We start from the raw sequence: 18684 nt of genomic DNA on the forward strand, positions 1-18684 counted from the left end.
CCATTGAAGCTTCGGTGATTTCCTCCAGGCCCACCTGGATCTCCCTGCAGATCATGCCCGCCTGAGCCTCGGCGATTGTTTCCCCGAATCTCACGACTCTCCCCCCGTTCTTCCCTCCGATGATCGTCGTTGCCGCTCAGACGGCTTCCCTGTCCGCCAGCTTCGTGCAAACGGCCTGGTGGATTCCGCTTTACCCGATCCTGGGGGCCACGTTCTCGTTGTTCTGGGCGCCAGGACTGATCTGGCGCTCGGGTCCAAGGCCCTCCGGGTATTTCAACCTGGCGTTCAACCTGGTGGCCTTCCTGCACAGCCTGCTGGCCTGGATTGCCTTCGACGGCACCCCCCTGACCACCAGCTGGACCTGGCTCTCCACCGCCGGGCTGACGATTGGTTTCGACGGCACGATCAACAGCCCCGCGCTGATCGCCATGACGATCATCTGTGGCGTGCATGTGTTGGCCCAGATCTATTCCATCGGCTATCTGGAGATGGACTGGGGCTGGCCCCGATTCTTCGGCTGTTTGAGTGTGTTTGAGGCTGGTCTGTGTGCCTTGGTGCTCACCGATTCGCTCTTCTTTGCCTATGTGGTGCTGGAACTTCTCACCCTCGGCACCTATCTGATCGTGGGCACTTGGTTCAACCAGTCGCTGGTGGTGAAAGGGGCACGCGATGCCTTCCTCACCAAGCGGGTGGGCGACCTGATCATGCTGGCTGGATTGATCGCCCTGCTGCCATTGGCTGGCAGCTGGAACATCAATACCCTCAACGCCTGGGCAGCCACTGCCACGCCCACACCGGCACTCACCTTGATCTTGCTGGCGATCATTGCCGGCCCGATGGGCAAGTGCGCCCAGATCCCCCTTCACCTCTGGCTCGATGAGGCGATGGAAGGGCCGATTCCCTCCTCTGTTCTGCGTAATTCCGTGGTGGTGGTGGGTGGTGCCTGGCTGCTGCTGCGGATCGAACCGCTGCTGGCGGTGAGCCCGATCGTGATGGGGGTGCTGGTGATCGTGGGAGGCACCACCGCTCTGGTGGGCGCCCTGATCGCGCTGGCCCAGATCGACATCAAGCGGGCCATCTCCTTTCTGGTGAGCAGCTGGCTCGGCCTTCTCTTCCTCGCTGTCGGCAGCGGCGCTTCCGACTCCGCCTGGCGCATGCTGCTGATCTATCCGCTGCCGATGGCCCTGATCCTGCTGGCTGTGGGCACGGTGGCTGTCAGCAACGTCACCCAAGACCTCACCCAGCTGGGCGGCCTCTGGAGCCGGCGGCCGCTGATGGGCCTGGCCTTCCTCACCGGTGCCGCCGGTCTGGTGGCCCTGCCGCCGTTGGGTGGCTTTGGTGCCCTGGCCACCCTGGTGGGATCACTTGGTGGCAGTCAGGCACCGGGTTTGTTGATCGGCATCGTGCTGATCACCAATGGTTTGATCAGCGCCGCCCTGGTGCGGATCTTCGGCCTGATCTGGGGCGGGCGGCCGTCGGTGTTCACCCAGCGCTCGCCGGAAGTTCTCTGGTTGATGGTGTTGCCCACCTTTGTGTGTGCGGGCCTGGTGCTGCACCTGCCAATCCTGATGGCCAAAGCAGGAGTGGCCAGCGGTTGGAATCCGATGGCCTTTCCCCTGTGCGCCTCCACCCTGGCGGGTATCGGTGTGGCCGGGCTTCTCTACCTCGTGCCCTCCACCGCGGCTTCCGCCCATACCCGCGCCGAAACGATCGGTCAGCCCGTGCTGCCCGCTTCCCTCTCAGGCCTCCAGGAATGGCTGGCCTCGGATCTGCACACCGAAACCTTCTACCGGCGCACGGTGGTGGGCCTGGTGGTGTTGCTGGCGGCCGCCAGCAACTGGTTCGAGCGCTGGGTTGTGGATGGCTTCAGCACCCGCAGCGGCCTGCTCTCGCTGGCAGGCGCACGTCGCCTCAGCTTCAGCACCTCCGGCCGGGTTCAGACCTACGCGCTCACGGTTTTGTTCGGCGTGGTGTTGATGGGCCTCTGGCTCCTCACCCGTCAGACCGTCAGCCTGCCCACCTTCTGAAGGGGACATCACCATGTTGACTCTGCTGCTCCTGCTCCCCCTGGCCGCCCTGTTGGCCTTCCCCCTGCTGCCGTCTTCGAGCCCCTGGGCCCGGCGCGCTTCCGCCCTGGTCTGTGGCGCCCAGCTACTGATCACGCTCTGGCTTGGCCTCCATCCGGTTGAGGAGTTACGCCGCGCCTGGTTGCCCCAGCTTGGTCTGGAGTTCCATCTCGGCCTTGATGGCCTCAGCTTGCCGCTGGTGGGTCTCACCGCCCTGATCACCCTGCTGTCGGTGGCGGAAAGCTCCCCTGAAGAACCCCGCGGTCGCCTCTTTTATGGACTGCTTCTGGCCGCCGATTTCGGCCTCACCGGTGCCTTTCTGGCCCGCAACGCCCTGCTGTTCGTGCTGGCCTTCGAGATCACCTTGATCCCCACCACCTTGTTGCTGGCGATCTGGGGAGGGGAGCGCCGCGCCACAGCCGCGATCCGTTATCTGATGTATGGGGCCGTTTCCGGTGTAGCCCTGCTCGCGGGTGTGCTCGCCCTAGGCCTGCTTAACACCAACGGCTTCAGCTTTGCCTACGACGATCTGGCCCAGGTGAGCCTGCCGCCGGGCTCCCAGCGCTGGATCATGGGCCTGCTGCTGCTGGCCTTCGGCCTGAAGATGCCGGTTCTGCCCCTGCACGGCTGGCAGCCGCTGGCCTACAGCCAGGCGTCCACACCGGTGGCGATGCAGCTCAGCGGGGTGGTCTCCAAGCTCGGGGCCTATGGCCTGCTGCGTTTTGCCGTCGGGATGATGGGCGACACCTGGGCCGCCTGGGCCCCGGCCATCGCCGTGCTGGGCATGGTGTCGGCGCTGTACGGCGCCCTCAATGCCATTGCCCAGACCGACATGCGCCGCCTGGTGGCCTACAGCTCCCTGGGCCACATGGGCCTGCTGATGCTGGCCATCTCCGCCGCCTCACCACTCAGCCTGCAGGGGGCCATGGCCCAGATCCTGGCCCATGGCCTGATCACCTCGTTGCTGTTCTGTCTGGTGGGCATGATCGAGACGCGCACTGGCACCAGCGAGATCGCGGGCCTCTCCGGCCTGCTCAACCCTTGCCGGGGGCTTCCCTTCACCAGCGGCCTGTTCCTGCTGGCCCTGATGGCCTCAGCCGGGGTGCCTGGCCAGGCCGGTTTCGTGGCTGAAATGGTGATCTACCAAGGCAGCTTCACCCTCTATCCGATCCCCACCCTCGGCTGCCTGCTGGCTTCCGGTCTCACTGCGGTTTATGCCGTGCGGCTGTTCAATCGGGTGGGCTTCGGCCGGCTCGACAACGCCTTGGCGGATTACAGCCGAACCAGCTGGCAGGAGCGGGTACCGGCCCTGAGCCTGTCGATGCTGGTGATCGTTGCCGGCCTCTGGCCGAACCTCCTGCTGGGCTGGAGCGAGGGCGCCACGGCCTCGCTGGCCCTGACCCATCCATCCCCATCGGTGTTGGTGGCTGCCCTGCCGTCCGCCGCCGTTCCCCAAGCCGCCGCCCTCCTGGAGCTTTCCTGACATGACGGTCCTCACCAGCTCTGCCAAGGCCCTGCCCCCCTCCACCCATCCCTTCGCCGAGGTGGTGGAACGCCTTGAGGCCGGCGGCTCGATGTTGCCGGACACCCCCGAGAACCTGATGCAGATCATCGGCATCTACAAGGCCTATGCCGTGCCGATGGATTTTTACTGGCGCGATCTGCTCTACATCGCTGAGCAGGTGTTCCTCAACCCCCTGCCGGCCTTCAAATACTTCCCCACCCAGGAGTATCTCGATCGCCCCAATTCCTATCAGGGGGATCAGGCCGATCTGCGCATCTGGCGCGGTGAGGCTGGGGCCCACCCTGAGCTGCTGGAGTTCATGGAGAAAGGCGAAATCGGCAAGCTGCCGAAGCTGCTCCATCACCTCTGGCATGACCGGATCAACATGGAGTTCGCCGAGGCCTGCATGGATGCCATGCTTTGGCACCAGGGCATGGGCGGCCGCTTCAACGACTATCTCGACAGCGAGGTGTACCGGCAGAACGCCGACAAGGCGATCAAGGCCTACTTCAAGGGCAACCCCCTGATGCTCGGCCTCTACAAGCTCTTCCCGGAGATGTTGCTGGAACAGGTCAAGAAGCTGTCCTATGTGGCGAACCTGGGCCTGTTCTGGGAGGTGATGGCGCCGGTCTTCTTCGAGATGAGTGACATCTACGACGAGGGCGGTTTTTCGGGTGTTCCCGCCGCGATGGACTTCCTGGTGAACGGCATCTTCGCGGTGGCTGGCCGGCCGATCTACCACCACGTGTTCATCCGTGGCGAGTGCTTCGAGATCATTCCCAAATCAGAAGGCTTCACCTGGCTCTATGAGGCGGCACTCCCCTATGTGGAGGCGGTGTTCTACCGCACGGCACCATTCCGCGGCACCAAGAGCTACAACGCCCAGGCTGGCCAGGTTCCCTCCGAGCAGTCCGAATTTCACTACGGCATCCTCTATGCCGATGTGTTTCCTGTGGGCTCAGCGGGGATACCGCCCACCTTGCTGATGCAGGACATGCTGCATTTCCTGCCGCCCTACCTCACCGAGCTTTACCTGCAGCACAAGCGCGGCGAGGACGACATCCTGGTGCAGCTGGGCATCACCTTCCAACGCTCCATGTACAACGTCACCTCGGCGGTGATCCAGGCCCTGAGGGCCGCCTTGCTGTTCCCGCTCGACGATCCCGATCCTGAGCACCTCAAGGCGAATCGTGCCTTCTTCGAATCCCAGATGGACCGCTTCATCCGTCCCGAAGCGCGCCTCAGGGATGTGCAAACCGAACATTACCGCTAGAGATTGTCCCCATGGCCAACATCATCGAAACCGCCAAGGGCGCCGGCCTCTTCTCCACCTTGCTCACAGCCGTGGAAGTGGCCGGTCTCACCGGTGCCCTCGAGAGTCCTGGACCGTTCACGGTGTTTGCTCCGGTGGACGACGCCTTCGCCGCCCTGCCTCCCGGCACCGTGCAGACCCTGGTGCAGAACCCACCCCAGCTGGCTCGCATCCTCAAATTCCATGTGATCTCCGGCGCCTACAGCCGCAGCGATCTGGTGGATCAGCCCAGCTGGGAGAGCCTGGAGGGGGCCATGATCCCGATTCGTTGCGCCGAGCCCTTTGAAGTCAAGAACACCTCAGTGCTCTCCGCCGACATCGTCTGTGACAACGGCATCGTGCACGTGATCAACCGGGTGATGCTGCCGGGCTGAAATGGGCTAGGCCTGGCTGAATCCCAGGCCAGAGCAGCACCGAAGAAAAAGGTATTGATCGGCTTGGAGGTGTTGGCCACAGAGAAGGGAACGGCCGTACCACTTCATCCTGTGGCTGTGCAGTCGATCGCTGCGGCCAACTGCTTGATGTCTGGGGCCGTCGGAGCAGAACCCCGACGGCCGTGCGAATCAGATGGCAGAGGGGCCCGATTCCGAGGTGCGGATGCGCACCACGCTTTCGACAGGCAGCACAAAGATCTTGCCGTCGCCGATTTCTCCGGTGCGCGATGCGCTGATGGCGGAGATGACGGCATCCACCTTCTCGTCATCGACGACCACCTCGACCTTCACTTTGGTGATGAATTCAACGGTGAATTCGGTTCCTCGGTAGGTCTCCACCTGACCCTTCTGCCGACCGAAGCCACGCACATCGGTGATGGTCATGCCAATGATCCCGGCTTCGACCAAGGCGGTCTTGACATCGTCAATCTTGGCGGGCCGGATGATCGCTTCAACCTTTTTCATAACGGAAAACGAGGGCTCTGAGGATGGGCTGGATGAAGGTACAGGAGGAGTGAATCGCCCCTGAAACCAGATGCCAGCTGAGCTTGAGGCCCGGTGTCCAGACGCTGTGTAGCCGTTGTGACCAACAGCTGCTCCGGCAGGCTGTTTAGAGAATCTGGGCCAGGAACTGGCGGCTGCGCTCGTGCTGGGGGTTGGTGAAAAAGGTGCTTGGCGGAGCCTCCTCGACAATCCGCCCTTCTGACATCAGCACCACGCGGTGGGCCACCTCCCGGGCGAAGCCCATCTCGTGGGTGACCACCACCATCGTCATGCCATCGGCGGCCAGGCCCTTCATCACCTCCAGCACTTCCCCGACCATTTCGGGGTCAAGGGCGCTGGTGGGCTCATCGAACAGCAGGATGCGTGGCTCCATGCAGAGGGAGCGGGCAATCGCCACCCGCTGCTGCTGCCCGCCGGAGAGCTGGCCTGGATACTTGCTGGCCTGCTCGGCGATGCCGACGCGCTCCAGCAGGGCGGTGGCCTGCCGCTCCACTTCGCTGCGGCGTCGTTTGCGCACCAGCACCGGCGCCAGGCAGAGGTTCTGCAGCACGGTGAGATGGGGAAACAGGTTGAACTGCTGGAAGACCATGCCGGTTTCGCAGCGGATCAGATCGATGTTGCGCAGGTCGTTGGAGAGGGCGGTGCCGTCGATCGTGATCGATCCTTCCTGAAACTCTTCGAGGGCATTGAAGGTGCGGATGAAGGTGCTTTTTCCCGAGCCCGATGGCCCCATGATCACCACCACCTCGCCGCGCCTGACCCGCAGGTCGACCCCGCGCAGGGCATGAAAACCGTTGGGATACCGCTTCTGAACGCCGATAGCCTCGATCATCCAGGGCCCCGTCGCCGCTGGAGCCTGCGCTGAGCTGATGGAGGGGGTGGTCATGGCTCAGGCAGGCGAATGGGTGGGGTCGAGGCGGCGTTCCAGGGCCCGGCTGCCGAGCCCCAGGGCGGCGCAGCAGCACCAGAACAGCACCGCCAGGGTGAGATACACCTCGGCGGTGAGGCCCAGGAAGTCTGGGTTGGCCATCACGGTACGGGCGGTGCCGAGCAGTTCGAGCAGGCCGATCAGGGACAGCAGCGTGGTGTCCTGCAACAGGGAGATGAACTGCCCCACCGTGGCCGGCAGGGCGATACGCAGGGCCTGGGGCAACACCACCTGCTGCAAGGCCTGGGGCACCGTCAGGCCCAGGGAGCGGGCGGCCTCCTGCTGGCCGGCGGGTACGGAGGCCAGCCCGGCCCTCACCGCTTCAGCCACGTAGGCGCCGCAGAAGAAGGTGAGCACCCAGGCCGCCCGCCAGACCCGATCCGGTGCCAGGCCGCCGGGCAGCATGAAACCAAGGATGTTCTGGCCGAGGAACAGCAGGGTGATCAGCGGGGCGCCCCGGACGAATTCGATGTAGACCACCGAGCCCCAGCGCAGCAGGGGCAGCTCGCTGCGTCGTCCCAGGGCCATCAAGACACCAAGCGGAAAACTGGCGAGGATCGCGAAGCTGGCCATCAGCACCGTGAGCAGCAGGCCTCCCCATTCCGAAGGCGGCACCCGCACCAGGCCTAGGCCGCCGCTGATCAGGGCCATGCCCAGCAGATAGAGCAGCGGCCAGATCAGGGGCACCAGTTTCAGCAGGCGTGGCGTCAGGCGCCGGCCCCAGCGGCCTGCCGACCAGCGGATGGCAAGCAGCAGGGCTGTGATCAGCCACCAGCGGGCCTGCAGCGGCACACTGAGCCCAAGGGCGGCGGGGGCCCAGCTGGCCAGAAACGCCAGCAGGGCAAGGGCGATCCGGTCGTTGAGCGGCCAGAGCACGCCGCTACGGTCCGCCCTGGGAATGGCGCGCAGCAGGCCCCAGCTGAGGCCGGAGGCCATGGCCAGCAGGGCCACCAGCAGCCACAGCCGCCATTGCTGATCGAGCGGGTAGCGCCCAACGGCGAACAGGGTGCTGTTGGCCTGGATCACCACCCACTGCGCCTGCAGGAAGGCCCAGCGCAGCAGACCCAGCAACGACGCCCCGATCAGGGCCAGCAGGCCAAGGCTGATCAGCCCGTCGGTGCGGCTGGCGAACAACTCGCGGCGAATGGCCTTCAGCGCGGGGTGGGAGGCCATCAGCGCTCGCGGATTTGAACAAGCTGGTTCAGGCCGTTCATCACAGCGGAGATCAGCAGATCGATCACCAGGTAGGCCCCCAGCAGCAGCAGGAACACCTCCAGTGCCCGACCGGTCTGGTTGAGGGTGGTTTCAGCCACGGAATAGAGGTCGGCGTAGCCGACGGCCACCGCCAGGGCGGAGTTCTTGGCCAGAGAAATGTACTGGCTATTGAGGCCGGGAATGATCACCGGCAGGGCCTGGGGCAACACCACCGAGCGCATGCTCTGGCTCCAGTGCAGCCCCAGGGAAGTGGCGGCTTCCCACTGGCCGCGGGGCACAGCGGCGATGCCCCCACGCACCACTTCAGCCACGAAGGCACCGGTGTAGGTGATCAGGCCGGTGAGCAGGGCGGCGAACTCGACCGAGAAACGCCATGGAGCTTGCCAGATCCCATTCACCAGTTGCGGCCCCTGCCAGGACCAGCCCTCGGCGAACCAGGCCAGATAGAGCCCCGACTTGGCCAGCACCACCCCAGGAATTTGCAGGGCCTCGGTGCCGTTGCCGAAGGAGAGGAATACCACGAAATACCAGAACAGGAGCTGGAGCAACAGGGGGATGTTGCGAATCACCTCCACGTAGATCCGCCCCAGACGGCGCACAAGGCCGTTGCCGCTGTAAGCCGTCATGCCAACGGCCGTGCCCAGCAGCGTGGCTCCAACCAGCCCAACCACGATCGCCCTCAGACTGTTCACCAAGCCCACCACCAGGGCCCGCCAGTAGGGCATGGCGGCATCGAAGGGGATCAGGCTTTCGGCCACATCAAAGCTGGCCGGTTGACCCAACCAGCGCCAGCTCAGCAGCAAGCCGGCGGCGGTGAGATTGCGCACCAGGTTGCCCACCAGCAGCGCTATCACCACGAGCATCGCCAGGCCAACCACACCCTGCACCAGCCAGGGGATCACGCGCCGATCCCGCCACCAAGGGATAGGGGGCTTCTGTTCGCTCATCGGGGGATACGCATCCGGTGTGATCAGCGGAACGGCGGTGAATAGATCAGGCCACCGTCGGTCCATTGCCGGTTTTCGGCACGATCCAGTTTCAGCGCAGAGGCACGACCCACGTTGCGCTCGAAGATTTCGCCGTAGTTGCCCACGGCAGTGACCGCCTGGACGACGAAGTCGGCCGGCAGACCCAGCTGTTTACCGAAATCGCCTTCCACACCAAGGAAGCGGCGCAGGTCGGCCTGGTTGGTGTTGGCTTTGGCTTCGGCCAGCTTTTCGGCCACGTTCGCCTGGGTGATCCCCAGTTCCTCAGCTTGGAAGAGGGCGTAGACCGTCCAGCGAATCGCATCGGCCCAGGCGGGATCGCCGTTGATGCTGGCGGGGGTGAGCGGTTCCTTGCTCATCACCACAGGGAGGAGCACGTGCTGATCGGGGTCGGGGAAGCCACTGCGCTTGGCCGCGAGCTGGGAGCGGTCGCTGGTGACGGCCACACAGCGTTTGCCCAGGTAGGCGGCATAGGTCTGATCGCCGGTCTGGAATTTCAGGGGGGTGTAGGCGATGCCCTGCTCGCGCATGCGATCGGCCAAGTTGAGCTCGGTGGTGGTGCCGCTCTCGACGCAGATCGGCTTGCCGTCGAGATCCTTGAGGCTGGCGATGCCACTGGCGGCCGGAACCATCATTCCCTGGCCGTCATAGAAGGTGGTGGGCCCGAAGCTGATGCCATTACCGCCGGCCGAATCGCGGCTGAGGGTTTTGGTGGTGTTGCGGGCGAGCATGTCCACTTCACCGCTGGCGAGGGCGGCGAAACGTTCGCTGGAGTTGAGGTCGCGGTATTCCACCTGGCCGGGGTCACCGAACAGGGCGGCCGCCATGGCCCGGCAGGTGTCGGCATCGAGGCCGCTGTAGGTGCCGTCGGGGCCCAGGAAGCTGAAGCCCGGCAGCTTGCCGTCCACCCCACAAACAAGCTTGCCGCGGCTGCGGATCGTGGCCATCTTCTCGCTCTGGACGCCGCCACCGCCACTGCCCTCGTCGGCGCAGCCGCCGATCACCAGGGCCAGAAGCAGGGGGCTCGCGCTGAGCAGGCGCCGCAGTTGGAGCATGGGTGGATAAGGAGTAGTGGGCGCAGTTTGCCAGTTGGGGGCAAGAGCACCGGTTACAAGCTCGACAGCAACACAACTGGGATAATTCGATGACTTGGCAGCATGCGGTTGTCTTTCAGCGCAAAGCAGCGTCCTGTGGCTGGGCAGGAGCTGGCGACGCGGCACAGCTGGCTCACCCTGGTGAACCACTGGCGATCACGGCTCACCGTTCCCCAGTTCACCCTGGTGAGCGGTGTTTTGGTGATCGTCTTCGGCACCATGCTGATGGCGCTGCCGGCTTTCTCCAACGCCAATGTGGGGATCTGGGAAGCCCTGTTCACGGTCACTTCGGCGATCACCGTGACAGGGCTCACGATCGTGAACGTGGGCGAGGACCTCACCTTTGCCGGCCAGCTGCTGCTGCTGCTGTTGATTCTCACCGGCGGCCTGGGGCTGATGGCGATCACCACCTTCCTGCAGGGCTTTGTGCAGGGAGGAACGGGATTGCGTCGTCGCCTCGACCGGGGCCGGACCCTCGATGAATTCGGCGTGGGGGGAGTGGGCAGCACCTTCCACTCGATCCTGATCACGGCCGCCTGGATGGTGGGTCTGGGCACCGTGTTGCTGTTCAGCTATGGCTTTCGCGACATCGCCTCCCCCGGTGAGCGGCTCTGGGCCTCGTTGTTTCACTGCATCAGCGCCTACTGCAACGCCGGCTTCGGCCTCTGGGGCGACAGCCTGGAGGGCTACCGGGGCAATCCGGTGGTGAACGCGGTGATCGCCTTGATGATCGTGGCCGGCGGCATCGGCTACCGGGTCACCAACGACCTCTGGTTGAACCGCTTCAAGGTGAAGCGCATCCGCAGCTTCTGCCTGCACACCCGCCTGGTGCTGCGCTGGTCCCTCGGGCTGGTGGTCTTCGGTGCCCTGGGCCTGCTCTTCACCGAACATGTGACCGGCAGCAGCGGCCTGACTTCGTTGCCGTGGTGGCAGGAAATTCAGGTGGTGATCTTCCAGTCGGTGTCGACCCGGACAGCCGGCTTCAACACCGTGCCGCTCTCGGCGGCGGCGATATCGGAAGCAGGGATGCTGCTGATGATGACCCTGATGTTCATCGGTGCCAGCCCCGGGGGTACCGGCGGTGGCATCAAGACCACCACCTTCGCCGCCCTGGTGGCCGCCACGCGCTCCACGCTGATGGGTCTGGACACGGTGGTGATCCGCCGGCGGGCCATCTCCGACAAGGTGGTGCTGCGGGCCGTGGGAGTCACCCTGGCCTCGCTGTTGTTCGTGCTGTTGATGGCCCTGGTGCTGGGGCTGGACCAGGCCACCAGCGCCGATGGGCACACCTTCACCTTCCTCGACAAACTGTTCACCTGCATCTCGGCCTTCGCCACCGTCGGCCTTGATGTGGGGGTGACGAGCGCCTTGAATCGCTGGGGCCAGCTGGTGTTGATGGTGGGGATGTTCGTCGGTCGGATCGGCATCCTGCTGTTGCTCTCGGCGATTTTCGGCAAACCGGCCTGTCCACGCGTCTCCTACCAGCACGAGGACCTTTACGTCTGAGCTCCCCAGCCATTACCGCTTTCCCCTTCGCTCCGGTCTTCAGTCCTTGGCGCCAGCATCCCCCGATTCCCTGATCCTGCGCCGTCCCGACGACTGGCACGTCCATCTGCGCGATGGCGCCATGCTTCGGGCGGTGGTGGGTGCCACGGCGAGCCAGTTCGCCCGGGCGATCGTGATGCCCAATCTCGTCCCGCCGATCACCACGGCGGCGGCGGCGGCCGCCTACCGGCAACGGATCCTGGCGGCGTTGGCAGCCTCCGGCCATCCCTGCGCCGGCCGCTTCACACCCTTGATGACGGCCTATCTCACCGACAGCATCGATCCAGCCGAACTGGAGCGGGGCTTTGCCGACGGCGTGTTCAGCGCCGCCAAGCTCTATCCCGCCAATGCCACCACCAATTCAGCCGCTGGGGTGAGTGATCCCGAGCGGATCACCCCGGTGCTCGCCACCATGGAGCGGATCGGCATGCCGCTGTTGATTCATGGCGAAGTCAGCGACCTGGACGTCGACATCTTTGATCGCGAGGATGTGTTTCTCGAGCGTCATCTTCAGCCGATGCTGGCGCGGTTCCCGGGCCTGAAGATGGTGCTGGAGCACATCACCACCGCCGATGCCGTGGCCTTTGTGCAGGACGCCGGCCCCCAGCTGGCCGCCACGATCACCCCCCATCACCTGCAGATCAATCGCAACGCCATGTTCCAGGGAGGGCTGCGGCCCCATGCCTATTGCCTGCCGGTGGCCAAACGGGAATTGCACCGGCTGGCCCTGCGCTGGGCGGCCACCTCGGGCAACCCGAAATTTTTTCTCGGCACCGATTCAGCGCCCCACCCCCGCAGTGCCAAGGAATCGGCCTGTGGCTGCGCCGGCATCTTCAATGCCCCCCATGCCCTGGAAAGCTATGCCCAGGTGTTTGAGCAGGAAGGCGCCCTGGATCGTCTCGAAGCCTTCGCTTCGGAGTTCGGCCCCCGCTTCTACGGCCTGACGCCCAACGCGGGCACGGTGGAATTGCGGCGTTTGCCCCTCGATGTGCCCAAGCAGCTCGACCTCGACAACGGCGAGGGGGGCTGCGAACGGCTGGTGCCTTTTCAGGCCGGAGAGACCTTGCCCTGGCGGCTGGTGGTCTCCTGATCCACCGCCACGGGCGGGTGGTTCACCGACAACAGGGCCGCCTGGTCATCACTGAGGCGTCCGGCGGCATGGAGCACCTGGATGATCCGACCGATGCTGAGAACGGGATGACAACGGTATCCAGCCTCAGCGAGTCGCTGAATGCCGCCGCCGCCGTGGTCAATCAGCACCACCACATCATTCACCACCAGTCCGGACGATTCCAGCTTGCTGATCCCATCGAGCACACTGCCACCGGTGATCAGAATGTCGTCGACCACCACCACGCTTTCGCCTTCCTGGAAGTCGCCTTCGATCAGGCGGCGGGCGCCGTGGGCCTTCACCTCCTTGCGGGGATAGATCAAGGGGCTGTGCAGTTGCAGTGACAGCCCCGTGGCCGTGGGCAGGGAGCCATAGGGAATGCCGGCAATGCGATCGAACGTCAGTGGCTCAAGCCGGCCGGCATAGGCATGCAGCACCCGGTGAAACAAGTTCGGATCGGAGATGATCTGGCGCAGATCGATGTAGTAATTGAAGATGGCACCGGAGGCCTGGACGTAGTCGCCGAACAACAGGCAGCCGATATCAAACAGGGCCAGAATGAGCTCATCAAGTGGATCAATCGGCGGCTGGGTCTCGCTCGGCGCCTTTGGTTCGCGGGGCGCGCCCGGTGCCGGTAACCAGATCGAGCAGCGATCGGCGCTGCCCACATCGAGGCGGAGCCGCATCGTTTCGATCTGTTGGCGCAGAGCCGCGGTGCCCTGCTCAATATCCTTTTCCACCAGCAGGTTCTGGGGCAGGGGCAGCAGCAGCCCATCGGCCGAAGAGGTGAGGCCTGCCTTGAGCATCGACTCCAGCCGCTCCTCCTTTCCCCAGAGGCTGCGCAGGATCACGAACCGCTCCGGGGCGCCCTGCCGCACCCGGGCCAGTACCGCCGGATTGCTGGTGCCCACCTCCAGCAGCAGCTGTTCACTTGTGCCCCAGAGTTGGCACTCGCGCACGAACTTGAGGTAGAGCGGGTCGTCTTCGTCGGGATGGTGCTGAAAGATCTTCGAGGCCGCGTTGGAGCTGTGGCAGGTGACCACCACACCCCGCTCCGGGTAGAGCAGAAAGGGCGCCACGATGTCCTGACCCGGCAGCGGCGAGAGGGTGATCGCATCGACCCCGAGCTCGGCGAAGACGTAGTGCGCCAGGGCCGACGACGTGTTCAGGTCACAGTGTTTGGCATCGAGGATCAGGGGCACCGAGAGCGGCACCAGTTCACGCACTTCATGCAGAAGCTCGATGCCGATCGGACCGAGCGCCTGATAGAAGCCCAGGCTCGGTTTATAGGCGCAAACATTTTCAACGGTGGCCTCGATCACCGTCTTGATCCAGCGGCGGGCCTGGGCCAGAAAGGAGCCATTGCCGGGGTTGTGGCGGCTCCAGGTCCGCAGCATCTCCGGGTTGGGATCGAGTCCGGTGATCAGCAGCGACTGGCGGCTGGCCATCGCCTCGGTGAGTTTGACGAAAAAGCTCATGATCTCCGCCAGCATGCCGGCGCTACAGCCACAGCCAGCCTCCTGAACCCTTCGAGCATGGGATGGAGCCTCCGCCCACTGGCCATTGCCTGGAAGCTCCATCATGGTCATGTCGACCGGCCCCACCGCAGGACCTCTTGAACATCAAGTTCTCTTGAACATCAAGTTGCTGAAGCCCGCTCCGCTCAGCCTGCTGCTGGCCATGCTGCTGTTGCCAGCGGCGGGTTGCGCCGCCGCGGAGGAGGCCCGCCAGGCTCCATCTCCTACGCCGCCGCTTCATGGCGGGGGCGGGCTGGGCACCACAGTTCGGCCCAAGGCCCTGGTCACGGGGCTGGAGCACCCCTGGGGGATGGCCTGGTTGCCGGATGGTTCCGTGCTGATCACCGAGCGTCCCGGCCGCCTGCGCCTCGTGCGCGATGGGGTGCTCGATCCAAGGCCGATTTCCGGGGTGCCCGAGGTGCTGGCCCAGGGGCAAGGGGGGCTGCTGGATGTGGCAGTGGATCCCGATTTCGAGCGCAACCGTTTCATTTATCTGAGCTACGCGGCAGGCGAGCGTGGCGCCAACGGCACCCGGGTGGCGCGCGCCCGCTTCAACGGCCAGTCTCTGAGTGATCTGGAGGTGATCTATGCGGTGCCCCAGAACAAGCCCGGAGCCCAGCATTTCGGCTCCCGCCTGCTCTGGCTTCCCGACGGCAGCCTGCTGGTGTCGATCGGCGATGGCGGCAATCCGCCGCTGCAACTCGAAGGTGCGCTGATCCGCCGCCAGGCCCAGAACCGCAGCAGTGCCCTGGGCAAGCTGTTGCGCATCACCCGGGATGGAGCCCCAGCCCGTGGCAATCCCTTTGCCACCGGCCAGGGCGAAGCGCCCAAGGTCTGGAGCTACGGACACCGCAATGTGCAGGGTCTGGCCTTGGACCCGCTCAACGGGCGGGTCTGGGTGAGCGAACACGGCGCCCGCGGCGGCGATGAGCTCAACTTGGTGGAGGCCGGCGCGAACTACGGCTGGCCTGTGGTCACCCATAGCCGCGAGTATTCCGGTCCGCCGATCTCTGCGGCTCAATCAGCACCAGGACTGGTGGATCCACGGCGGGTCTGGACCCCCGCGATTGCCCCCTCCGGTCTGGCGATCGACCGTGGCGATCGGTATCCAGGCTGGAGTGGCAATCTGTTCGCCGGTGGGCTGGTCTCGCGCGATGTGCGCAGGATCAGCCTGCAGGCCGATGGAACGGTGGCGTCTGAGGAGACCATTCCAATCGGGGCGCGGGTCAGGGATGTGCGCCAGGGGCCCGATGGCTATCTCTACGTGCTCACCGATTCGCCAGATGACGGCCAGTTGCTACGCCTGGAGCCGGCCTCTGCCCCGCCGCCCTCTGGCAACCGATGACCGTGGCGGTGGCCCTGGCGATGCTGGAGCGGCATCGTCTATCCAGGCCATTGGGGATTGTTTGGCGGCCACCTGGAAGCCAACGAGACGCCGGAGCAGGCCCTGCGCCTTGAGCTGAAGGAAGAAATCAACGGGGAGATCCAGGAGCTGCCCCTCTGGTTCAGCCACCACGACAGCCAGCGAAGCGCCTATTTCTTCCGCGCGGCCCTGCCGGTGCCCATAGAAGCGCTGGAGCTGCTGGAGGGTCAGGACATGGTGCTCGCTTCGCTCAACGAGATGGCCAGCGGGGCGATCTGCACCCCCAGGCTCGATCAGCCACGTCCCCTGGCCCCCTCGCTGCGCAGGGCCATGCTCGAACTGGAGCTGGAGCAAAGTGGCCTGGCTTCCGCTGGGAATGTCCGCCCTTGGGCTGCTGCAAGCGGTGAGGATTGCTCGGTTTCGTAGTGGACGCGACAGCGCAACTCATCCACTTACGTAACTATAAACAAGCGGAAATGATTCCTAGGGTTCCGATTTCTTCAGCTTCTTTGCTGGTGGAATGTCTGGTCCGAGAGGAACACACTGAAGTGATTCAGTGGCACGGAGGGACAAAAGCCCGGGAGACCGCCATTCTCCAACTCCCTCCGTGCATGACAGACCCTTCGCCCACCGGCGCTTCAGCTTCCGGCACGAGCTCATCAGCCTTCGACCGTCGCCCCGGCACTGAAGGCTCCGAAGCGCTGGAAAAAGAGCGCAAACTTCCCCTCACCGGCTGGCAGCAGGAGGTGGATCAGGGCCTGCAATACGGCCTGGAGGCCGCCGAGAGCATTGTTGATCGGCGCATCTCCACCTTCTCGCGCGGAGAGCTGCCCCACTACGCGGGCATCAACACCTTCATGAAGGCGCCTTACATCGAAGACGTGAACCGCGTCGGCGAGTTTGATGTGGCGATCCTCGGGGTCCCCCACGATTCCGGCACCACCTACCGACCCGGCACCCGCTTCGGGCCCCAGGGCATTCGTCGCATCTCGGCGCTCTACACGCCCTACAACTACGAGATGGGCGTTGACCTGCGCGAGTCGATTCGGCTCTGCGATGTGGGCGACATCTTCACGATTCCCGCCAACAACGAAAAGAGTTTCGATCAGATCTCCAAGGGCGTGGCCCACGTGTTCAGCAGTGGCGCCTTTCCGATCATCCTCGGCGGCGATCATTCGATCGGTTTTCCCACTGTGCGCGGCGTTTGCCGCCATCTGGGCGACAAAAAAGTGGGCATCATCCACTTCGATCGTCATGTCGACACCCAGGAGATCGACCTCGACGAGCGCATGCACACCTGCCCTTGGTTCCATGCCACCAACATGGCCAACGCGCCGGCCGAGAACCTGGTGCAATTGGGCATCGGCGGCTGGCAGGTGCCGCGTGAGGGTGTGAAGGTCTGCCGTGAGCGCGGCACCAACGTGCTAACCGTCACCGACATCTGCGACATGGGCCTGGAGGCGGCCGCCAAGTTCGCGATCGAGCGCGCCACCGATGGCACCGACTGCGTCTATATCTCCTTCGACATCGACTGCATCGACGCCGGTTTCGTGCCTGGCACCGGCTGGCCCGAGCCCGGCGGCCTGTTACCACGCGAGGCCCTGAAGTTACTGGAGCTGATCGTGCGCAATGTGCCGGTCTGCGGCCTTGAGGTGGTGGAGGTGTCGCCCCCTTACGACATCAGCGACATGACCTCACTGATGGCCACCCGGGTGATCTGCGATGTGATGGCCCACCTTGTGGTGAGCGGCCAACTGCCCAGAAAAGAGAAGCCGGCCTGGCTGCACGATCACTGCAACATGGCCGTCGACCAGAAATGGAGATAGGGCCATGCACGAAGTCGACATGACCAAGTGCCTGTTGCTCTCCTTGCAGGAGTGGAAGCGGGAGCACGAACCCCACATCCCCTGCGTCTCGGCCGTTCACCTCGAGGTGGGTGATTTCACCTGCGTCGAACCCGCGGCCCTGCGCTTCACCTTCTCCGCTGCCGTGCAGGGCACCTGGCTGGATGGCTCGAAGCTCCAGATCGCCACCGTGCCCCTGCGGGCCCGCTGCCTGGGTTGCTCCGGTGTCTACTCCCCCGATCGGGAGCAGGCCTACCGCTCCCCCTGCTGCGATCGGCCGATGGAGGAGATCATCAGCGGCCGTGAACTACGCATCCGCTCGGTTGATTACAGCTTCTCGTCTCTGTCTGCCTCGCCTCAGCCTTCTTCGCCTCAGTCTTCAGGGTCCACCTCACTTTCCTCGCGCTGACCCCATGCACATGCCTCTCAGCGACACACTCGGCCTCAACTTGATGGCCGCCAATCAACACCAGGCCGATCACAACCGCGAGCAGTTCGATGCCTGGAAGCTGCTTTGTCTCAATGTGATGAGCAGCCCCGGTGCCGGCAAGACCTCCTTGCTGGAAGCCACGATCACCGCCCTCGCTCCCCAGCTGGTGATGGCGGTGCTGGAGGGAGACATGACCACCCAGCTTGATGCCGAGCGACTCGAAGCGGTGGGTGTGCCGGTGGTGCCGATCACCACCGGCCGCGCCTGCCATCTCGATGCGGCGATGGTGAGCGGAGGCCTGCGCCAGCTCCAGGCGCGGCTGGCCCCGGCTGATCTCGATCTGCTCTGGGTGGAGAACGTGGGAAATCTGGTCTGCCCGGCTGAATTCGAGGTGGGTGAGCACCGCAAGGTGGCGCTGCTCAGTGTCACCGAAGGCGAAGACAAGCCGCTCAAGTACCCCGTGATGTTCCGCGAGGCCGATTGCGTGCTGATCACGAAGGTGGACCTGCTCCCCTATCTGCCGGTGGAGGTGGAGCGCTTCGAAGAGCACATCCATGCCGTCAACCCTGCCGCCACGGTTTTCCAGCTCTCGGCCAGCAGTGGCGTTGGCCTACCGGCCTGGTACCACTGGCTGCTCGAGACCAGCCGCTCCCACGCCCAGGCGCTGAGGGGTCAGACCGGCCGTGCCGCCCCCGAGCCGGTGGCTGTCTGATGACGGGCTCGCGGGCTTCGCCGTCAACACCCGCGGCCCACGGGCCATCCCGCCGCTGAGCTGACCCGCTCTGCTGACGATTTCTGATCTCCGCCCACCCCCTTCACCCTCCAACCCAA

General features: G+C 64.6%; 17 protein-coding genes and 1 riboswitch. Of the genes, 11 read left to right on the forward strand and 6 right to left on the reverse strand.

Annotated elements, in window-relative coordinates:
- Positions 1–119: 119 nt before the first annotated feature.
- From ACXMDM_RS09225 to ACXMDM_RS09240, 4 genes are read left to right on the forward strand one after another with little or no spacing between them, the layout of a single operon-like run.
- Complete coding sequence (locus ACXMDM_RS09225; RefSeq protein WP_259723154.1) at positions 120–2027, forward strand: NAD(P)H-quinone oxidoreductase subunit F; 1908 nt, start codon at positions 120–122, stop codon at positions 2025–2027.
- 13 nt (positions 2028–2040) lie between these two features.
- Positions 2041–3549 (forward strand): complex I subunit 4 family protein, encoded by a 1509-nt coding sequence (locus ACXMDM_RS09230; RefSeq protein WP_259723153.1) that lies wholly within the window; start codon positions 2041–2043, stop codon positions 3547–3549.
- Position 3550: 1 nt separating this feature from the next.
- The gene (locus ACXMDM_RS09235; RefSeq protein ID WP_259723152.1) at positions 3551–4843 is read left to right on the forward strand and encodes a CO2 hydration protein; all 1293 of its coding nucleotides are present in this window, start codon (positions 3551–3553) and stop codon (positions 4841–4843) included.
- Positions 4844–4854: 11 nt separating this feature from the next.
- Complete coding sequence (locus ACXMDM_RS09240; protein WP_071801489.1) at positions 4855–5256, forward strand: fasciclin domain-containing protein; 402 nt, start codon at positions 4855–4857, stop codon at positions 5254–5256.
- A 189-nt stretch (positions 5257–5445) separates the two neighbouring features.
- Here the strand turns inward: ACXMDM_RS09240 and ACXMDM_RS09245 are convergent, their stop codons facing one another.
- From ACXMDM_RS09245 to ACXMDM_RS09265, 5 genes are all read right to left on the reverse strand, one after another.
- On the reverse strand, positions 5446–5781 hold the full coding sequence (locus ACXMDM_RS09245; protein WP_071801490.1) for a P-II family nitrogen regulator: 336 nt from the start codon (positions 5779–5781) through the stop codon (positions 5446–5448).
- Between the two features lie 145 nt (positions 5782–5926).
- Positions 5927–6706 (reverse strand): amino acid ABC transporter ATP-binding protein, encoded by a 780-nt coding sequence (locus ACXMDM_RS09250; RefSeq protein ID WP_071801491.1) that lies wholly within the window; start codon positions 6704–6706, stop codon positions 5927–5929.
- Between the two features lie 3 nt (positions 6707–6709).
- On the reverse strand, positions 6710–7921 hold the full coding sequence (locus tag ACXMDM_RS09255) for an amino acid ABC transporter permease (RefSeq protein ID WP_259723151.1): 1212 nt from the start codon (positions 7919–7921) through the stop codon (positions 6710–6712).
- A complete protein-coding gene (locus ACXMDM_RS09260; RefSeq protein ID WP_071802267.1) occupies positions 7921–8910 on the reverse strand; it encodes an ABC transporter permease subunit in 990 nt (329 codons plus the stop codon). Before ACXMDM_RS09260 ends, ACXMDM_RS09255 begins: the two co-directional genes overlap by 1 nt.
- 23 nt (positions 8911–8933) lie before the next feature.
- Positions 8934–10004 carry an amino acid ABC transporter substrate-binding protein gene (locus ACXMDM_RS09265; protein WP_259723150.1) on the reverse strand — a complete coding sequence of 357 codons (1071 nt, stop codon included), beginning with the start codon at positions 10002–10004 and terminating at the stop codon, positions 8934–8936.
- Between the two features lie 102 nt (positions 10005–10106).
- Between ACXMDM_RS09265 and ACXMDM_RS09270 the strand changes: the two genes are divergently transcribed.
- Positions 10107–11549: a TrkH family potassium uptake protein gene (locus tag ACXMDM_RS09270; RefSeq protein ID WP_083544553.1), complete on the forward strand. Its 1443-nt coding sequence runs from the start codon at positions 10107–10109 to the stop codon at positions 11547–11549.
- A gap of 46 nt (positions 11550–11595) precedes the next feature.
- On the forward strand, positions 11596–12678 hold the full coding sequence (pyrC, locus tag ACXMDM_RS09275; RefSeq protein ID WP_071801493.1) for a dihydroorotase: 1083 nt from the start codon (positions 11596–11598) through the stop codon (positions 12676–12678).
- On the opposite strand, the gene ACXMDM_RS09280 is transcribed toward pyrC, so the two are convergent.
- Positions 12636–14177, reverse strand: a complete 1542-nt coding sequence (locus ACXMDM_RS09280) for a bifunctional orotidine-5'-phosphate decarboxylase/orotate phosphoribosyltransferase (RefSeq protein WP_083544675.1) — start codon at positions 14175–14177, stop codon at positions 12636–12638. The genes pyrC and ACXMDM_RS09280 overlap by 43 nt on opposite strands.
- Before the next feature lie 109 nt (positions 14178–14286).
- Here ACXMDM_RS09280 and ACXMDM_RS09285 point away from each other — a divergent pair, with 109 nt between their 5' ends.
- From ACXMDM_RS09285 to hypB, 5 genes are all read left to right on the forward strand, one after another.
- Positions 14287–15561 (forward strand): PQQ-dependent sugar dehydrogenase, encoded by a 1275-nt coding sequence (locus ACXMDM_RS09285; RefSeq protein WP_071801494.1) that lies wholly within the window; start codon positions 14287–14289, stop codon positions 15559–15561.
- A 57-nt stretch (positions 15562–15618) separates the two neighbouring features.
- Entirely contained in the window at positions 15619–16005 is a 387-nt protein-coding gene (locus ACXMDM_RS09290) for an NUDIX hydrolase (protein WP_071801495.1), read from the forward strand.
- Between the two features lie 46 nt (positions 16006–16051).
- Positions 16052–16165: riboswitch (guanidine-I (ykkC/yxkD leader) on the forward strand.
- Between the two features lie 25 nt (positions 16166–16190).
- Positions 16191–17405: an agmatinase gene (gene speB, locus ACXMDM_RS09295; RefSeq protein ID WP_259723149.1), complete on the forward strand. Its 1215-nt coding sequence runs from the start codon at positions 16191–16193 to the stop codon at positions 17403–17405.
- A 4-nt stretch (positions 17406–17409) separates the two neighbouring features.
- Positions 17410–17832 carry a hydrogenase maturation nickel metallochaperone HypA/HybF gene (locus ACXMDM_RS09300; protein ID WP_259723148.1) on the forward strand — a complete coding sequence of 141 codons (423 nt, stop codon included), beginning with the start codon at positions 17410–17412 and terminating at the stop codon, positions 17830–17832.
- Positions 17833–17836: 4 nt separating this feature from the next.
- Positions 17837–18565 carry a hydrogenase nickel incorporation protein HypB gene (hypB, locus tag ACXMDM_RS09305; RefSeq protein ID WP_259723147.1) on the forward strand — a complete coding sequence of 243 codons (729 nt, stop codon included), beginning with the start codon at positions 17837–17839 and terminating at the stop codon, positions 18563–18565.
- Positions 18566–18684 lie beyond the last annotated feature (119 nt).

It is taken from the genome of Synechococcus sp. CS-603 (genome assembly GCF_977929215.1).